Annotated in this window: 14 protein-coding genes; 9 read left to right on the top strand and 5 right to left on the bottom strand. The window is 71.0% G+C overall.

Annotated features, from left to right (window positions below; genetic code table 11):
* Window positions 1–203: 203 nt before the first annotated feature.
* The gene (locus PH203_RS21270; RefSeq protein ID WP_289921917.1) at window positions 204–1,160 is read right to left on the bottom strand and encodes a DeoR/GlpR family DNA-binding transcription regulator; all 957 of its coding nucleotides are present in this window, start codon (window positions 1,158–1,160) and stop codon (window positions 204–206) included.
* 177 nt (window positions 1,161–1,337) lie between these two features.
* On the bottom strand, window positions 1,338–2,786 hold the full coding sequence (locus tag PH203_RS21275; protein ID WP_289921918.1) for an NAD(P)H-quinone dehydrogenase: 1,449 nt from the start codon (window positions 2,784–2,786) through the stop codon (window positions 1,338–1,340).
* Between the two features lie 96 nt (window positions 2,787–2,882).
* Between PH203_RS21275 and PH203_RS21280 the strand changes: the two genes are divergently transcribed.
* The 4 genes from PH203_RS21280 (at window position 2,883) to PH203_RS21295 (ending at window position 7,466) form a co-directional block, all read left to right on the top strand.
* Entirely contained in the window at window positions 2,883–3,320 is a 438-nt protein-coding gene (locus PH203_RS21280) for a gamma-glutamylcyclotransferase (protein WP_289921919.1), read from the top strand.
* 133 nt (window positions 3,321–3,453) lie between these two features.
* Complete coding sequence (locus PH203_RS21285; RefSeq protein WP_171148276.1) at window positions 3,454–4,278, top strand: purine-nucleoside phosphorylase; 825 nt, start codon at window positions 3,454–3,456, stop codon at window positions 4,276–4,278.
* Between the two features lie 221 nt (window positions 4,279–4,499).
* Window positions 4,500–6,185, top strand: a complete 1,686-nt coding sequence (locus PH203_RS21290; protein ID WP_289921925.1) for a phospho-sugar mutase — start codon at window positions 4,500–4,502, stop codon at window positions 6,183–6,185.
* Between the two features lie 135 nt (window positions 6,186–6,320).
* Entirely contained in the window at window positions 6,321–7,466 is a 1,146-nt protein-coding gene (locus PH203_RS21295; RefSeq protein WP_289922445.1) for a hypothetical protein, read from the top strand.
* A 10-nt stretch (window positions 7,467–7,476) separates the two neighbouring features.
* Here PH203_RS21295 and PH203_RS21300 read toward each other — a convergent pair whose 3' ends face one another.
* Window positions 7,477–9,135, bottom strand: coding sequence for a hypothetical protein (locus tag PH203_RS21300; protein WP_289921926.1), 1,659 nt, complete (start codon window positions 9,133–9,135; stop codon window positions 7,477–7,479).
* Between the two features lie 114 nt (window positions 9,136–9,249).
* Window positions 9,250–9,879 carry a PH domain-containing protein gene (locus PH203_RS21305; protein ID WP_289921928.1) on the bottom strand — a complete coding sequence of 210 codons (630 nt, stop codon included), beginning with the start codon at window positions 9,877–9,879 and terminating at the stop codon, window positions 9,250–9,252.
* Between the two features lie 113 nt (window positions 9,880–9,992).
* Here PH203_RS21305 and deoC point away from each other — a divergent pair, with 113 nt between their 5' ends.
* The 5 genes from deoC (at window position 9,993) to PH203_RS21330 (ending at window position 14,603) form a co-directional block, all read left to right on the top strand.
* On the top strand, window positions 9,993–10,952 hold the full coding sequence (gene deoC, locus PH203_RS21310) for a deoxyribose-phosphate aldolase (RefSeq protein ID WP_289922446.1): 960 nt from the start codon (window positions 9,993–9,995) through the stop codon (window positions 10,950–10,952).
* Window positions 10,953–10,957: 5 nt separating this feature from the next.
* A complete protein-coding gene (locus tag PH203_RS21315; protein ID WP_289921929.1) occupies window positions 10,958–12,400 on the top strand; it encodes an aldehyde dehydrogenase family protein in 1,443 nt (480 codons plus the stop codon).
* Window positions 12,393–13,292, top strand: coding sequence for an aldehyde dehydrogenase family protein (locus PH203_RS21320; protein WP_289921931.1), 900 nt, complete (start codon window positions 12,393–12,395; stop codon window positions 13,290–13,292). The genes PH203_RS21315 and PH203_RS21320 overlap by 8 nt, the downstream gene beginning before the upstream one ends.
* A 317-nt stretch (window positions 13,293–13,609) precedes the next feature.
* Complete coding sequence (locus tag PH203_RS21325; protein WP_289921932.1) at window positions 13,610–14,248, top strand: uridine kinase; 639 nt, start codon at window positions 13,610–13,612, stop codon at window positions 14,246–14,248.
* Window positions 14,249–14,279: 31 nt separating this feature from the next.
* Window positions 14,280–14,603, top strand: coding sequence for a DUF6281 family protein (locus PH203_RS21330; protein WP_289921933.1), 324 nt, complete (start codon window positions 14,280–14,282; stop codon window positions 14,601–14,603).
* A gap of 195 nt (window positions 14,604–14,798) precedes the next feature.
* Here the strand turns inward: PH203_RS21330 and PH203_RS21335 are convergent, their stop codons facing one another.
* On the bottom strand, window positions 14,799–15,542 hold the full coding sequence (locus PH203_RS21335; RefSeq protein ID WP_289921934.1) for a SigE family RNA polymerase sigma factor: 744 nt from the start codon (window positions 15,540–15,542) through the stop codon (window positions 14,799–14,801).
* Between the last annotated feature and the right edge of the window lie 92 nt (window positions 15,543–15,634).

Below are 15,634 nucleotides of genomic sequence, written 5' to 3' on the forward strand. Positions count from 1 at the left end.
CACAACCTCGCCCTCACCGGATAGTTCAACGGGCCGCGCAACGACCAACCGTGCCCGAGGCGACCCGAAGATCATTTACGGGACGGCCCTTAGGGGCGCGGGGCTGCATCACTGTGCGGCTCCGCCGCGCGGGCGCGACCAGCCACAAACAACCGGCACCCGCGCAGCAACAACAACCCCCACGACGAATAGGCGAAGAAAACCTAACGCCGCCGCATATCAGCAACCCGCGCCGCAGCCCGCTGCTCCGACCCGGGCGCCGGTTCACTCAGAACCGACGTCGCCCTGAGCCCCGCCGCGCCGCCGGACGGCACCCGCCGAGGTCCCGGGAGGGACACGTCTCGGCGCGGCTGGCGCGGGGGGACGGAATCACTCCCCGACGCCCCGGCGACAGCGATCTGCACACCCTGGTCGGCCAGCGCCTGCAACTCCGTGGCCGCACGGTCGTCGTGCGCCGGCGGTTCGTCGGTCACCAGCCGGGTGATCACATCGGTCGGCACGGTCTGGAACATCGTGTCCGTACCCAGCTTGGTGTGATCGGCGAGCACGACCACCTCCGCGGCGGCCTGCACCAACGCCCGGTCGACGGACGCCGACAGCATGTTGGACGTGGACAGCCCGCGCTCGGCGGTGAGACCGCTGCCGGAGAGGAAGGCCCGTGACACCCGCAGCCCCTGCAGGGACTGCTCCGCGCCGGAGCCGACCAGCGCATAGTTGGAGCCCCGCAGTGTGCCGCCGGTCATCACTACTTCCACCCGGTTGGCATGGGCCAACGCCTGAGCCACCAACAGGGAGTTGGTGACGACGGTCAGCCCGGGTACGCGAGCGAGCCGACGGGCCAGCTCCTGTGTCGTCGTACCCGCCCCGACCACGATGGCTTCGCCCTCTTCGACGAAGTTCGCGGCGAGGTCGGCGATGGCCGTCTTCTCAGCGGTCGCGAGATGTGATTTCTGCGGAAAGCCGGACTCCCGCGTGAACCCGCCCGGCAATACCGCACCGCCATGCCGGCGGTCGAGGAGTCCTTCTGCCTCCAGTGCGCGCACGTCCCGCCGTACGGTCACTTCGGAGGTCTGGACGACGCGGGCGAGCTCACGGAGCGACACGGCCCCGTTCGCTCGCACCATTTCGAGGATCAATTGGCGACGTTCTGCAGCGAACACGAAACTGACAGTAACCCCAACGACCGTCTGCTTTCAGCAGTTTGCGCCGAATAACAGAAGTTGTTCGCACAGAAGAGTCGGAAGTGGTATAGAGCCTACGCCTGGTGCTTATGCCGCACGAATGGTCGACAACTCCCTGTGACCAGCGGGGAATCGCTTTCGGCCGCCGCCGTCGGCCTAGCTCTCGCCGGTCTCCTTACGGGTATGGAGCTGTCGTGCCACCTCCGCGATCGACCCCGAAAGGGACGGGTACACGGTGAACGCGTTCGCGATCTGTTCGACGGTCAGGTTGTTGTCGACGGCGATCGAGATCGGATGGATCAGCTCCGAGGCACGCGGTGCGACGACGACACCGCCGACGACGATCCCGGTACCGGGACGGCAGAAGATCTTGACGAAGCCGTCGCGGATGCCCTGCATCTTGGCGCGCGGGTTGCGCAGCAGCGGCAGCTTGACGACCCGGGCGTCGATCTTGCCCGCGTCCACGTCGGCCTGCGTGTAGCCGACGGTGGCGATCTCGGGGTCGGTGAAGACGTTGGAGGAGACGGTCTTCAGGTTCAGCGGAGCCACCGCGTCGCCGAGGAAGTGGTACATGGCGATACGGCCCTGCATGGCGGCGACGGACGCGAGCGCGAAGACGCCGGTCACGTCACCGGCGGCGTACACGCCGGGAGCCGTCGTCCTGGACACCTTGTCGGTCCAGATGTGCCCGGACTCGCGCACCTTGACCCCGGCCTCCTCAAGACCGAGACCGGCACTGTTGGGGATGGCGCCGACGGCCATGAGGCAGTGGGTGCCGGAGATGACGCGGCCGTCGGAGAGGGTGACCTCGACGCGGTCGCCGACCCGCTTGGCGGCGGCGGCGCGGGAGCGGGCCATGACGTTCATGCCGCGGCGCCGGAAGACGTCCTCGAGGACGGCGGCGGCGTCCGGGTCCTCGCCGGGCAGCACGCGGTCGCGGGACGACACGAGGGTGACCTTGGAGCCCAGCGCCTGGTAGGCACCGGCGAACTCGGCACCCGTGACACCCGACCCGACCACGATGAGCTCCTCGGGCAGCTCGGTGAGGTCGTACACCTGCGTCCAGTTGAAGATGCGCTCGCCGTCGGGCAGGGCGTCGGGGACCTCGCGGGGGTGGCCGCCGGTCGCGATGAGGACGGCGTCGGCGGTGAGGGTCTCCTCGGTGCCGTCGGCGGCGGTGACGACGACCTTGCGGGAGCCGTCGAGGGCCTGCATGCCCTCAAGACGCCCACGGCCGCGCAGCACCCGGGCGCCGGCGCGCGTGACGGAGGCGGTGATGTCGTGCGACTGCGCGAGCGCGAGCCGCTTCACACGCCGGTTGACCTTCCCGAGGTCCACGCCCACGACCCGGGCCGCCTGCTCCAGGGGTGGCGTGTCGTCGGCGACGATGATGCCGAGCTCTTCGTACGACGAGTCGAAGGTGGTCATCACCTCGGCCGTAGCGATAAGGGTCTTCGACGGCACGCAGTCGGTCAGCACCGACGCTCCGCCCAGACCGTCGCAGTCGACGACGGTCACCTCCGCGCCGAGCTGCGCCGCGACCAGCGCCGCTTCGTATCCGCCGGGTCCGCCACCGATGATCACGATCCGAGTCACGTACTCCATTGTCCCGCACGCTTCAAGGTGCTACTGCCCGGGGGCCCGCCCGAGACGTCACTGTTACGGGAGTGACGCCCGATGCCGCTGCCGTACCCTCTCCCCATGTCGCTCTACGCCGCCTACGCCGGCAACCTCGACGCGCGGCTGATGACCCGCCGCGCACCGCACTCGCCGATGCGCGCGACCGGGTGGCTGAACGGGTGGCGGCTGACCTTCGGCGGCGAGCAGATGGGCTGGGAGGGCGCGCTCGCGACGATCGTCGAGGACCCCGACTCCCAGGTCTTCGTCGCGCTGTACGACATCGCGCCGATGGACGAGGACTCCCTGGACCGCTGGGAGGGTGTCGGCCTCGGCATCTACCGCCGGATGCGGGTCCGGGTGCACACCCTGGAGAGCGAGGAGTCGGCCTGGCTGTACGTCCTCGACGCGTACGAGGGCGGCCTGCCGTCGGCGCGCTACCTCGGGGAGATCGCGGACGCCGCGGAGTCGGCGGGCGCACCGCACGACTACGTGATGGAACTGCGCAAGCGCCCTTGCTGAGCACTCAGGGCTCTCTTCGTGCCCCATGGATCACTCCGGTCACACCCTTGGTTGGAAACGACAAGACAACGATCGATATCCCGTTCGCTCTGTCATCTACGCGCGTAGGCGGAAACCGGCTACGCTCATGCGCGTGAACGCATCTCTTCTTCCGGACGACATCCAGGGCGACCCCCACGCCGCCGCCGACGCCGCCGCCGCGCGCCTGCGCGAACTGACCGGCGCCGAGACCCACGACGTCGCCCTCGTGATGGGCTCCGGCTGGGCACCGGCCGTGGACGCCCTCGGCGCTCCCGACGCCGAGTTCCAGGTCACCGAGCTGCCCGGTTTCCCGCCGCCGGCGGTGGAGGGCCACGGCGGCAAGATCCGCTCGTACAAGATCGGCGAGAAGCGCGCTCTGGTCTTCCTGGGCCGCACGCACTACTACGAGGGCCGTGGCGTCGCGGCGGTCGCCCACGGTGTCCGCACCGCGGTGGCGGCCGGCTGCAAGACGATCGTGCTGACCAACGGCTGCGGCGGCCTCCGCGAGGGCATGCGCCCCGGCCAGCCGGTCCTCATCAGCGACCACATCAACCTCACGGCGACGTCCCCGATCGTCGGCGCGAACTTCGTGGACCTGACGGACCTGTACTCGCCGCGCCTGCGCGCCCTGTGCAAGGAGATCGACCCCACGCTGGAGGAGGGCGTCTACGCCCAGTTCCCCGGCCCGCACTACGAGACGCCGGCGGAGATCCGGATGGCCCGGGTGATCGGGGCCGACCTGGTGGGCATGTCGACGGTGCTGGAGGCGATCGCGGCGCGTGAGGCGGGGGCGGAGGTGCTGGGCATCTCGCTGGTCACCAACCTCGCGGCGGGTATGACGGGCGAGCCCCTGAACCACGAGGAGGTCCTCCAGGCGGGCCGCGACTCGGCGACCCAGATGGGCGCGCTGCTGGGCCAGGTGCTGGGCCGGCTGTAACCGGGCCCGAGCTTCCCATGCCCCCGTCGCTGGGGGCTGCCGCCCTCGGACGGGCTGAGTGATGCGGACCGGCGTTCACAGAATTCAGCCCCTCCGGCGTTTGAGGAGCGGGGGTCCAGGGGGCAGCGCCCCCTGGGACGGGAATGGGTAAGGGCGGCGGGGGCGAAAACCCCCGGCGGAACCCCACCCCCACCACACACGAACACGAGAGGTTGCCCGACGTGCACGACGATCTCATCGCACGAGCCAAGACCTGGCTGGCCGAGGACCCCGACACGGAAACCCGTGACGAACTCGCCAAGCTCATCGAGGCCGGAGACGTCACCGAACTCACCGCCCGCTTCAGCGGCACCCTCCAGTTCGGCACGGCGGGCCTGCGGGGCGAACTCGGCGCCGGCCCCATGCGTATGAACCGCACCGTCGTCATCCGCGCCGCCGCCGGCCTCGCCGCGTACCTCAAGGCCAAGGGCCAGACCGACGGCCTCGTCGTCATCGGCTACGACGCCCGCCACAAGTCCGCCGACTTCGCCCGCGACACGGCGTCCGTGATGACCGGCGCAGGCCTGCGCGCAGCCGTGCTCCCGCACCCCCTCCCCACCCCCGTCCTGGCCTACGCCATAAGGCACCTCGGCGCGGTGGCCGGCGTGGAGGTCACGGCCAGCCACAACCCGCCCCGCGACAACGGCTACAAGGTCTACCTCGGCGACGGCTCCCAGATCGTCCCGCCCGCCGACGCGGAGATCGCGGCGGAGATCGACGCGATCGTCTCCCTCGACGACGTCCCCCGCCCGGAGGCCGGCTGGGAGACCCTCGACGACGCCGTCCTGAACGCCTACCTCGCCCGCACGGACGCCGTCCTCGCCCCGGACTCCCCGCGCACCGCCCGCACCGTCTACACGGCGATGCACGGCGTCGGCAAGGACACCCTCCTCGCCGCCTTCGCCCGCGCCGGCTTCCCCGCCCCGGAACTCGTCGCCGAGCAGGCCGAGCCCGACCCGGACTTCCCGACCGTCGCCTTCCCCAACCCGGAAGAGCCCGGCGCGATGGACCTCGCCTTCGCGAAGGCCCGCGAGACCGACCCCGATCTGGTCGTCGCCAACGACCCGGACGCCGACCGCTGCGCCGTGGCCGTGAAGGAGCGCCGTGAGGGCGGGGACTGGCGGATGCTGCGCGGCGACGAGGTCGGCGCCCTGCTCGCCGCGCACCTGGTCCGCCGCGGCGCCCAGGGCACCTTCGCCGAGTCGATCGTCTCCTCCTCGCTCCTCGGCCGGATCGCCGAGAAGGCGGGTCTGCCGTACGAGGAGACCCTCACCGGTTTCAAGTGGATCGCCCGCGTGGACGGCCTGCGCTACGGCTACGAGGAGGCCCTCGGCTACTGCGTGGACCCGGAGGGCGTACGGGACAAGGACGGCATCACCGCCGCCCTGCTCATCACGGAGCTGGCGTCCGAGCTGAAGGAGGAGGGCCGCACCCTGCTCGACCTCCTCGACGACCTCGCCGTCGAGCACGGGCTGCACGCCACCGACCAGCTCTCGGTGCGCGTCGAGGACCTGTCGGTCATCGCGGACGCCATGCGGCGCCTGCGCGAGCAGCCGCCGACCGAGCTCGCGGGCCTCGCCGTCACGAGGGCCGAGGACCTCACGCAGGGCACGGACAAGCTGCCGCCCACGGACGGGCTGCGGTACACGCTCGACGGCGCCCGTGTCATCGTCCGCCCCAGCGGCACCGAGCCCAAGCTCAAGTGCTACCTGGAGGTCGTCGTCCCGGTCGGCACCCACGCCGACCTGCCCGCGGCCCACGCGAAGGCGTCGGACCTGCTGACGACGATCAAGCGGGACCTGTCGGCGGCGGCCGGTATCTGGACGCCGTTGGGGTGCCCCGACCGACCGGGGCACCCCAACGGGTGATTTCACCAGGCCGGTTGACGCGCGCTGCGGCCCCCGGCCCCCTCCCCGGGAAACGGTGGACGGACACCCCCGTCCACCGAGCCCCGGAGCCGCCCCGTGTCCTGGACCGCCCCCGAAACCGCCCCCGGCGGCAGCATCCCGGGCAGCCGGCGACCCGGGACCAACCGCGGCCCCCACCGCCCGGCCGTACACGCCCTGCGGCACGCGGCCCCGGCGCTGGCCGCCTTCCTCGCCGTACGCCTAGCGGGTCTGCTGTTCCTCGCGCTGTGGGCGCATCACCAGGATCACGGTGTCTGGCCGATCCTGGCGCGGCAGTGGGACTCGAAGTGGTACCTCGGGATCGCGGACCACGGTTACGCCCGTGAAGTCGGCCCCAAGGGCAACAACCTGGCGTTCTTCCCGCTCTACCCGGTCCTCGTCAAGGCGGTCGCGGCCGTCACCCCCGGCACCCGCGCCACCACCGGCCTGTGCCTCGCCGTCGCCGCCTCCTTCCTCGCGGCCTGGGGCGTCTTCGCGGTCGGCGACCGGCTGTACGGCCGCCGGGTCGGCGTACTGCTCACCACCCTGTGGGCGGCGTTCCCGGTCGGCCTGGTGCAGTGGATGGGGTACACCGAATCCCTGTTCACGGCGCTGGCGGCCTGGTCCCTGTACGCCCTGCTGGCCCGCCGCTGGCTCATGGCGGCGGCCCTTGCCGTGCTCGCCGGTCTGACCCGCCCGACCGGCATCGCGCTGGCGGCCGCCGTCACCGTGACGGCCCTGCTGTCCCTGCGCCGCGGCTTCTCCGTGCCCGCGCTGACGGCCGCTGTCCTCGCCCCGCTCGGCTGGTGCGGGTTCATCGCGTGGGTGGGGCTTCGGGTGGGCCGCTGGGACGGCTACTTCGCCGAACAGCGGGTGTGGAGCAACGAGATGGACGGCGGCCGGCGCACCCTGCGCGAGATCCGCCATCTGCTGGTGCGGGACGCGAGCCCGCATCTCTTCCTGGTCATGGTGACGCTGGTGCTGGTCGCCGCGGTGGCCCTGTTCGCGCTGTCGGCGCGCGACCGCCAGCCGCTCCCCCTGCTGGTCTTCACGGGCGTGACCCTGCTCATCGTCCTGACCAGCGGCGGCGTCTACTTCCCCCGCGCCCGCTATCTCCTCCCGGCCTTCCCGCTCCTCCTCTCCCTGGCCCTGCGCCTCTCCGCCGCCGCCCGCCGCCACCGGGTCGTCGTCCTGACGGCGGCGGTGGCGGGCTCGATGTACTGGGGGGCGCACATGGCGCTGGTGTGGCCGGGAGCGCCGTGACGCCGCCCTCCTACGGCAGCAGCACCAGCCCCGCCACGAAGACCAGCGCCAGGATCAGCGCGAGCGGCCACTGCGGACGTCCGCGCTCCCGGTCGCTCGCGGCGACGGTGGGCCGCAGCGCCGGGTCCTTCCACATCGCGGTGATCTCGGCGGCGGTGCGCTCGTAGGGGTGGATCCAGCCGCAGCGGAGCTCCAGCCTGGGCCAGCGGGCGCTGTGCATGGTCCAGGTGGTGAAGGTGGCCCGCTTGCTGTCGATCGTCAGCTCGCTGCCCTTGCAACGGACGACGCGGATGTCGTCCCAGGCGATGTGGCGGGTGCGGCGGAACCCGTTGAACCAGAGGCCCTCGCTGTCGGCGGTGACGGTCCACGCGATCCGGTGCGACAGGAACAGGGAACCGGCCGCCACCAGGGTGCCGCAGAGGACGTACCGCCAGAACCAGCCGCTCTCGTTCATGACGACCGGGACGAACCACAAGACGATCACGACAGCGGTGAGCCGGTCCGTCCACCCCGCACGCCACCGCCGTACGGCCCCCGACCCGGGCTCGGCGACCGCCGCCTCTGCGGCGATCCGGCCCAGTTCCTGGTACGCCGCCTTACGCGTCCCCGCCCGCTTCTCCCCCACGATCCGGCGCCGCCCGAACCCGTCCGACAGCGGCCGTACGGGCCCCTGCGAGCGCTCGGTCACCGGCGGCTCTTCCGGGTCCTCGTCGGCGCTGACGAGGAGGATCTCGGCGCCGTCGTGGGGGGTGCCGTAGAGGACGGCCTCGCGCAGGGGGCCGGGCTCGCCGCTGTCGACACGGTCGAAGAGCGCCTCTATCTCCGCCTCGTCCTCGTCGTCGTCCTCGTCGTCGTCCGCTTTCTCGAAGAAGGGCTCACCCTCGTCGTCCAGCTCCGACACCGAGACCGTGAACAGCGGCCGCAGCGCGCCCAGGTCGTCGGCCGCGTAGACCTCGGTCTCCACATCCGCGTTCTCCCGTACGAGGACGCGCAGGACGGGGACGGGGGCGCGGCGCAGCGCGGCGGCCCGGCGGCGGCCGAGGAGGCCGGAGAGTACGACGGTGAGGCCGAGCCCGCTCCCGAAGAGGGCAGCCGTGCGGAGGAGGCCGTCATCGGCCCCGGTCGTGGCGGCCGTCACGGCGCCGGCCGTGGTCACGATGGCACCGAACCCGATGAGGGCCTTGCCCCGCAGGAACGTCTTGCCCTTGTCGGGCAGTACGGCCGTCACCCCACCGGCCGCCGCCAGCGCCGTCTCCCGCTGCCGCCGCCGCGCGACCAGCCGCAGCATGGCGACCACCCAGACGAGCAGCAGGACAGCCAGCACGGGCACACTCACGGCCCACTCCATCGGCTGCTGGAGAGGGACCACGAACAGCAGAACCGGCACCGAGAAGCGCACCACCTCGGGCCGCGCCACCAGCCACACCCCGTGCAGCGCCAGTACGGCGGCCGCCCACGGCGCCACATCGGCGTGCCGGCTCAGCAGGAGCGCGCCGACCAGCCCGGCCACGACCGCGCCGACCTGCACACCCATGTCGAACCGTACCGGCACCCAGCGCGCGGGCGCGGCCTCCGCCCATCGCCGTGCCTGCTCCCCGTCCCAGGGAAGACAGCCGTCGGGTATCGCGGACGCGGGCAGCGGCAACGGCCGCTGGAGGTTCGTGCTCATCGTCTTCCAGACACTCGGACCACATGTGTGGTTGCAGTCCTCGGGTCCTTTTCCGGGCGGTACGCCGAGGTGGGCGCACATCATGGCGCCGGAAACCGTGAAGGGAAAGGCGCGTCAGCCCGTGGCCAGAAGGATCGCCAGCAGTACCGCTCCGGCCAGCGCCGGGCCGAAGATCTCGTACGCCCAGCGCACCGTCACCTCGCCCTGTGCGCTCTCCGCGTTCCCGCGGGTCTCCGCCAGTTCGCGCAGGTCGTCCATGACCTTGTCGTTCTTGGCCCGCGCGGGGCCCTCGTCGGGCGCCGGGCCGCCCGACAGCCCGAGCCCGAGCCCGCCCGCACGGCCACCGGCGCGCTCCCCGCGCTCGGCCTTCGCGATCCGGCGCGTCGCCTTCTTGCGGTCCCGCAGCGACACCGGAAGGGCCCAGAGCTGGAACTTGGTGCCGGACGCGGCGATGACCTCATTGGAGTAACCGGAGGCCAGCGAGGCGACCTGCCCCCAGGGCAGCACGACGATGCGGAAGGGGTTGCGGACGCGCAGGCGGTCGTCGTCGGCGAAGACGGCGGGGCGCAGTGTGAAGGCGACGATCAGCGGGACCACGAGGATCATCGCGGCGAGCGCCAGCCAGGGCGTGCGGTCCTCGCCCTGGAACAGGGCGTCGATGCCGAGCCAGAGGACGATGGCCAGCAGCAGGACGCCTCCGGCGATGCCGGCGGATGAGCGGTAGGTCCGGTCCTTGGTCGTCATGAGCCCGATTCTGCACGACGGTGCCGGGGACGCTCGTACGCGGTGCCGCCGTCGGAGATGAGCACCCGGGGGTGTACAGCCGCTACGCGCGTAGATATGCTCGGCTGGTGACCATGCCCACCACTGCATCTACCGCACACCCGCTTACGGATGTCACCGCGTCCGACAGCACGCTGCGTCGCTTCCTCCACGGGCTGCCCGGCGTCGACGCGGTCGGCCTGGAGGCGCGCGCCGCCTCCCTCGGCACCCGTTCCATCAAGACGACCGCGAAGGCGTACGCCATCGACCTCGCCATCTCGATGGTCGACCTGACGACGCTGGAAGGCGCGGACACCCCGGGCAAGGTCCGGGCGCTCGGCGCCAAGGCGGTCCACCCCGACCCGACCGACCGTACGACACCGGCGACCGCGGCCGTCTGCGTCTACCCCGACATGGTGGCCGCCGCCAAGGAGGCCGTCGCCGGTTCGACCGTGAAGGTCGCCTCGGTCGCCACCGCCTTCCCGGCGGGCCGCGCGGCCCTCGACGTCAAGCTCGCCGACGTGCGCGACGCCGTCGCCGCGGGTGCCGACGAGATCGACATGGTCATCGACCGCGGGGCGTTCCTCGCGGGCCACTACATGAAGGTGTACGACGAGATCGTCGCCGTGAAGGAGGCCTGCGGGACCAGCGCCCGTCTGAAGGTCATCTTCGAGACCGGCGAGCTGTCGACGTACGACAACATCCGGCGTGCCAGCTGGCTCGGCATGCTGGCGGGCGCGGACTTCATCAAGACGTCCACGGGCAAGGTCGCGGTCAACGCCACCCCCGCCAACACCCTGCTGATGCTGGAGGCCGTACGGGACTTCCGTGCCGCCACCGGCGTCCAGATCGGCGTGAAGCCGGCCGGCGGCATCAGGACGACGAAGGACGCGATCAAGTTCCTCGTCCTGGTCAACGAGACCGTCGGCGCGGACTGGCTGGACAACCACTGGTTCCGCTTCGGCGCCTCCTCGCTCCTGAACGACCTGCTGATGCAGCGTCAGAAGCTGGCCACCGGCCGTTACTCCGGCCCCGACTACGTGACGGTGGACTGATCACCATGGCATCCGCATCTGCTTTCGAGTACGCCCCGGCGCCCGAGTCCCGCTCGGTCGTCGACATCGCACCCTCCTACGGCCTGTTCATCGACGGCGAGTTCGTGGAGGCGGCGGACGGCAAGGTCTTCAAGACCGTCTCCCCCGCGACCGAGGAGGTCCTCTCCGAGATCGCCCAGGCGGGCGAGGCGGACGTCGACCGCGCGGTCAAGGCCGCCCGCAAGGCCTTCGAGAAGTGGTCGGCGCTGCCCGGCTCGGAGCGCGCCAAGTACCTGTTCCGCATCGCCCGGATCATCCAGGAGCGCAGCCGCGAGCTCGCGGTCCTGGAGACCCTGGACAACGGCAAACCCATCAAGGAGACCCGCGACGCCGACCTCCCCCTGGTCGCCGCGCACTTCTTCTACTACGCGGGCTGGGCCGACAAGCTCGACCACGCGGGCTTCGGCGCGAACCCACGTCCGTTGGGCGTCGCCGGCCAGGTCATCCCCTGGAACTTCCCCCTGCTGATGCTGGCGTGGAAGATCGCCCCGGCGCTGGCGACGGGCAACACGGTGGTCCTCAAGCCCGCCGAGACGACCCCCCTCTCGGCGCTGTTCTTCGCGGACATCTGCCGCCAGGCGGGCCTGCCCAAGGGCGTCGTCAACATCCTTCCGGGATACGGCGACACAGGCGCGGCCCTCGTCGAGCACCCCGACGTGAACAAGGTGGCCTTCACCGGCTCCACGGCGGTCGGCAAGGCGATCGCCCGGCAGGTGGCGGGCACGAAGAAGAAGGTCACCCTCGAACTGGGCGGCAAGGGCGCGAACATCGTCTTCGACGACGCCCCGATCGACCAGGCGGTGGAAGGCATCGTCAACGGGATCTTCTTCAACCAGGGCCAGGTCTGCTGCGCGGGCTCCCGGCTCCTCGTCCAGGAGTCGATCCAGGACGAGCTGATGGACTCCCTCAAGCGCCGCCTGTCCACCCTCCGCCTCGGCGACCCGCTGGACAAGAACACGGACATCGGCGCGATCAACTCCGCCGAACAGCTCGCCCGCATCACCTCCCTGGTGGAGCAGGGCGAGGCGGAGGGCGCCGAGCGCTGGTCCCCGGCCTGCGACATCCCGTCCGCCGGCTACTGGTTCGCCCCGACGCTCTTCACGAACGTCACCCAGGCGCACACCATCGCCCGCGACGAGATCTTCGGCCCGGTCCTGTCGGTCCTGACCTTCCGCACCCCCGACGAGGCGGTCGCGAAGGCCAACAACAGCCAGTACGGCCTGTCGGCGGGCATCTGGACGGAGAAGGGCTCGCGGATCCTCGCCGTGGCGAGCAAGCTCCGCGCGGGCGTCATCTGGTCCAACACGTTCAACAAGTTCGACCCGACCTCGCCGTTCGGCGGCTACAAGGAGTCGGGCTTCGGCCGCGAGGGCGGTCGGCACGGCCTGGAGGCGTACCTCGATGTCTGATCAGAACCGTCTGAGCGTCTTCAAGACCTACAAGCTGTACGTCGGGGGCAAGTTCCCCCGCTCCGAAAGCGGCCGGGTGTACGAAGTGACCGACTCCAAGGGCAACTGGCTGGCGAACGCGCCCCTTTCGTCCCGCAAGGACGCCCGTGACGCGGTGGTCGCCGCCCGCAAGGCGTTCGGCGGCTGGGCGGGCGCGACGGCGTACAACCGCGGTCAGATCCTGTACCGCGTCGCCGAGATGCTGGAGGGCCGCAAGGCGCAGTTCGTGCGCGAAGTGGCCGAGGCGGAGGGCCTTTCGAAGACCAAGGCCGCCGACCAGGTCGACGCGACGATCGACCGCTGGGTCTGGTACGCGGGCTGGACCGACAAGATCGCCCAGGTGATCGGCGGCGCGAACCCGGTGGCGGGCCCGTACTTCAACCTGTCCTCCCCGGAACCGACGGGTGTCGTCGTGGTCCTGGCCCCGCAGGAGTCGTCCTTCCTGGGCCTGGTCTCGGTCGTCGCCCCGGTCATCGCGACCGGCAACACGGCGATCGTGATCGCGTCCGAGAAGGCCCCGCTCCCGGCCCTGTCCCTCGGCGAGGTGCTGGCCACCTCGGACGTCCCCGGCGGTGTCGTCAACGTCCTGTCCGGCCGTACGGCGGAGATCGCGGCGCCGCTGGCCGCGCACCAGGACGTCAACGCGATCGATCTCGCCGGCGCCGACGACGTGCTGGCGAAGGAGCTGGAGATCGCGGCGGCGGACAATCTGAAGCGGGTTCTCCGTCCACAGCCTGTGGACGAGGTCGACTGGTCGGCGACTCCGGGGATCGACCGGCTGACGGCGTTCCTGGAGACGAAGACGGTCTGGCACCCGACGGGGTCGCTGGGCGCGTCCGGCTCGTCGTACTGACGCGGGCCGCAGAGACCGGAGAGCCGTGTCTCCCCTCCGTCCGGGGGAGGCGCGGCTCTCTGTGTGCCGTCGTCACTGGTTGTCGAGTCGTGAGTGCTCGTCGAGCCGTCAGTGGTCGTTGAGGAGACTCGCCGCCCGGCCGACCACCGGGATGCTCCCGATGGACTGCGCCTGCGCCCAGGGCGGCACGTTTCCGACCCCCTCTCCATGCACCGAGTAACCGGATAGACACGAAGGGTAGTTGAGGTGTGACGCTTGCTTCAAAGCCGGCCCGCGGGGTCGATGAACAGCAGGTGAATGCCTCACACTGGTGTCCCGTGAGTTCCCCTTCGTCCATACCTACGCGAGTCGTGCTGCTCTGCGGCCCCTCCGGCTCCGGCAAGTCCCTTCTCGCGGCCCGCTCCGGTCTTCCGGTGCTGCGCCTCGACGACTTCTACAAGGAGGGCGACGACCCGACTCTGCCGCTGGTGGCGGGGAGCTCCGACATCGACTGGGACCATCCCGAGTCCTGGGACGCGGACGTGGCGATCGCGGCGATCACCGAACTGTGCCGCACGGGCCGTACGGACGTCCCGCAGTACGACATCTCGCTCAGCGCCCGCACCGGCGCCGAGACCGTGGACATCGGGCGGACCCCGCTGTTCATCGCGGAGGGCATCTTCGCCGCCGAGATCGTCACGCGCTGCCAGGAGCTGGGTGTGCTGGCCGACGCGCTGTGTCTGAGCCGGGGCCCGGTGCGGACGTTCCGCCGCCGCTTCCTGCGGGACCTCAAGGAGGGCCGCAAGTCGGTGCCGTTCCTGCTGCGGCGGGGCTGGCGGCTGATGCGGCAGGAGCGGACGATCGTCGCCCGCCAGACCGCGCTCGGCGCCCACGCCTGCGACAAGGACGAGGCGCTGGGCCGGCTCGCGGCGGCCGCGGCGGGCCGCCGTCCGGCGGCTTCGACTCCGGCGGGCTGAACGACTTCAGTGCCTTCGTCGTCGTAGGACCATGACGATCAGACGTGGAGCACTGTTGGTGACGGCGGCGATGCTGGCTCTGGCCGGATGCGGCCAGTCGAGCGGCTCGGCCTCCTGCGCGGGCCTGGTGACCTATGACGGGCGGGGCTATCTGCCCACCGAGAAGTCCGCCTTCACCGTCGGCGAGCGGCTGGGCACCGCCACGGTCGAGGCCTGCGACGACACCGGGGACGGCGTGGACAACGGCTCTCCCGAGCGCCGGACCGGTGCGTACGCCATCGAGGGCCTCGACCCGGCCGAGGGGGTCGCCGTCGGGGACACGCCCGGCGAGGTGGCTCCCATGGCGGCCCGCTGAGCACACACCGAAGCGGGACTGGACGGACCCCCCGGCCCTCCAGTCCCGCTTTTTGGTGCTTCCCCCGTGGTGGTGCTTCCCCCGTTTCCCCCCGGTGGTGCTTCCCCCGTGAAACCCCCCGGTACTGCTCCCCCGTGTCCCCCGTACCACCGCACCGCCGTTACTGCTCCCCCGTGGCGGTGCTCCCCCCGACCCTCAGGCGACGAGCTCCCCGAAGGCGTCCTCCTCGTCACGGCCGAAGCTGAGGACCTCGTCCTCGCGCAGTCGACGGAGCGACCGCCAGATGCTGGACTTCACCGTGCCGACACTGATGCCGAGGATCTCCGCGATCTCCGGGTCGGTGCGGCCCTCGTAGTAGCGGAGGACCAGCATCGTGCGCTGGAGTTCGGGCAGCCGGGCCAGCGCCTGCCACAGGACCGCGCGCAGTTCGGTGCCGCGCATCGCGTCCGTGTCGCCGGGCGTCTCCGGCAGTTCCTCGGTCGGGTATTCGTTCAGCTTGCGGCGGCGCCACGCGCTGATGTGCAGATTGGTCATCGTCCGCCGCAGGTATCCCCCGACGGCGGCCTTGTCACTGATCCGGTCCCATGCCTTGTACGTCGAGAACAGCGCGCTCTGCAGCAGGTCCTCGGCCTCGAAGCGGTCACCGGTGAGGTGGTAGGCGGTTGCGTACAGGGAGGCACGACGCTCCTGGACGTAGGCGGTGAACTCCGCCTCCGACAGCGAACGACGCTCCCCCGAGCCCTCCCTGTACGCGCTTCCCCCGTGTGCTTCCCCCGTGAAACCGTCAACCACCGTCATGTACGCGGTGTGCTGACGCCCGGCGCCGCGAGCGCACCCCCGCCCGCTCACGGCCCCGGACTTCTCAGAACCCCGGCCCCCGTTCACGTCGTGCAGGCGCGTGACCACTGCGCTGGTGCTGTTGCTGTGCAGCGTGTTCATCTCGCGCCCCCCGTCGTGGACTTCCGGTGTTCGGCTTGCTCAGGCGGTGGAGTTCGTTGCCGCTTCCTTGCCTGTGCCGAAAAGCTTGCCCT

Origin of the sequence: Streptomyces sp. S.PB5 (genome assembly GCF_030403745.1) — a bacterium.
Taxonomy (GTDB): Bacteria; Actinomycetota; Actinomycetes; order Streptomycetales; family Streptomycetaceae; genus Streptomyces.

Excerpts from the sequence above, each read along its gene's own strand:
- PH203_RS21335 (WP_289921934.1), bottom strand. The coding sequence starts at position 15,542 with ATGAACACGCTGCACAGCAACAGCACCAGCGCAGTGGTCACGCGCCTG.
- PH203_RS21275 (WP_289921918.1), bottom strand. The coding sequence starts at position 2,786 with ATGGAGTACGTGACTCGGATCGTGATCATCGGTGGCGGACCCGGCGGA.
- PH203_RS21300 (WP_289921926.1), bottom strand. The coding sequence starts at position 9,135 with ATGAGCACGAACCTCCAGCGGCCGTTGCCGCTGCCCGCGTCCGCGATA.
- PH203_RS21315 (WP_289921929.1), top strand. The coding sequence starts at position 10,958 with ATGGCATCCGCATCTGCTTTCGAGTACGCCCCGGCGCCCGAGTCCCGC.
- PH203_RS21280 (WP_289921919.1), top strand. The coding sequence starts at position 2,883 with ATGTCGCTCTACGCCGCCTACGCCGGCAACCTCGACGCGCGGCTGATG.
- PH203_RS21305 (WP_289921928.1), bottom strand. The coding sequence starts at position 9,879 with ATGACGACCAAGGACCGGACCTACCGCTCATCCGCCGGCATCGCCGGA.
- deoC (WP_289922446.1), top strand. The coding sequence starts at position 9,993 with ATGCCCACCACTGCATCTACCGCACACCCGCTTACGGATGTCACCGCG.
- PH203_RS21330 (WP_289921933.1), top strand. The coding sequence starts at position 14,280 with ATGACGATCAGACGTGGAGCACTGTTGGTGACGGCGGCGATGCTGGCT.
- PH203_RS21320 (WP_289921931.1), top strand. The coding sequence starts at position 12,393 with ATGTCTGATCAGAACCGTCTGAGCGTCTTCAAGACCTACAAGCTGTAC.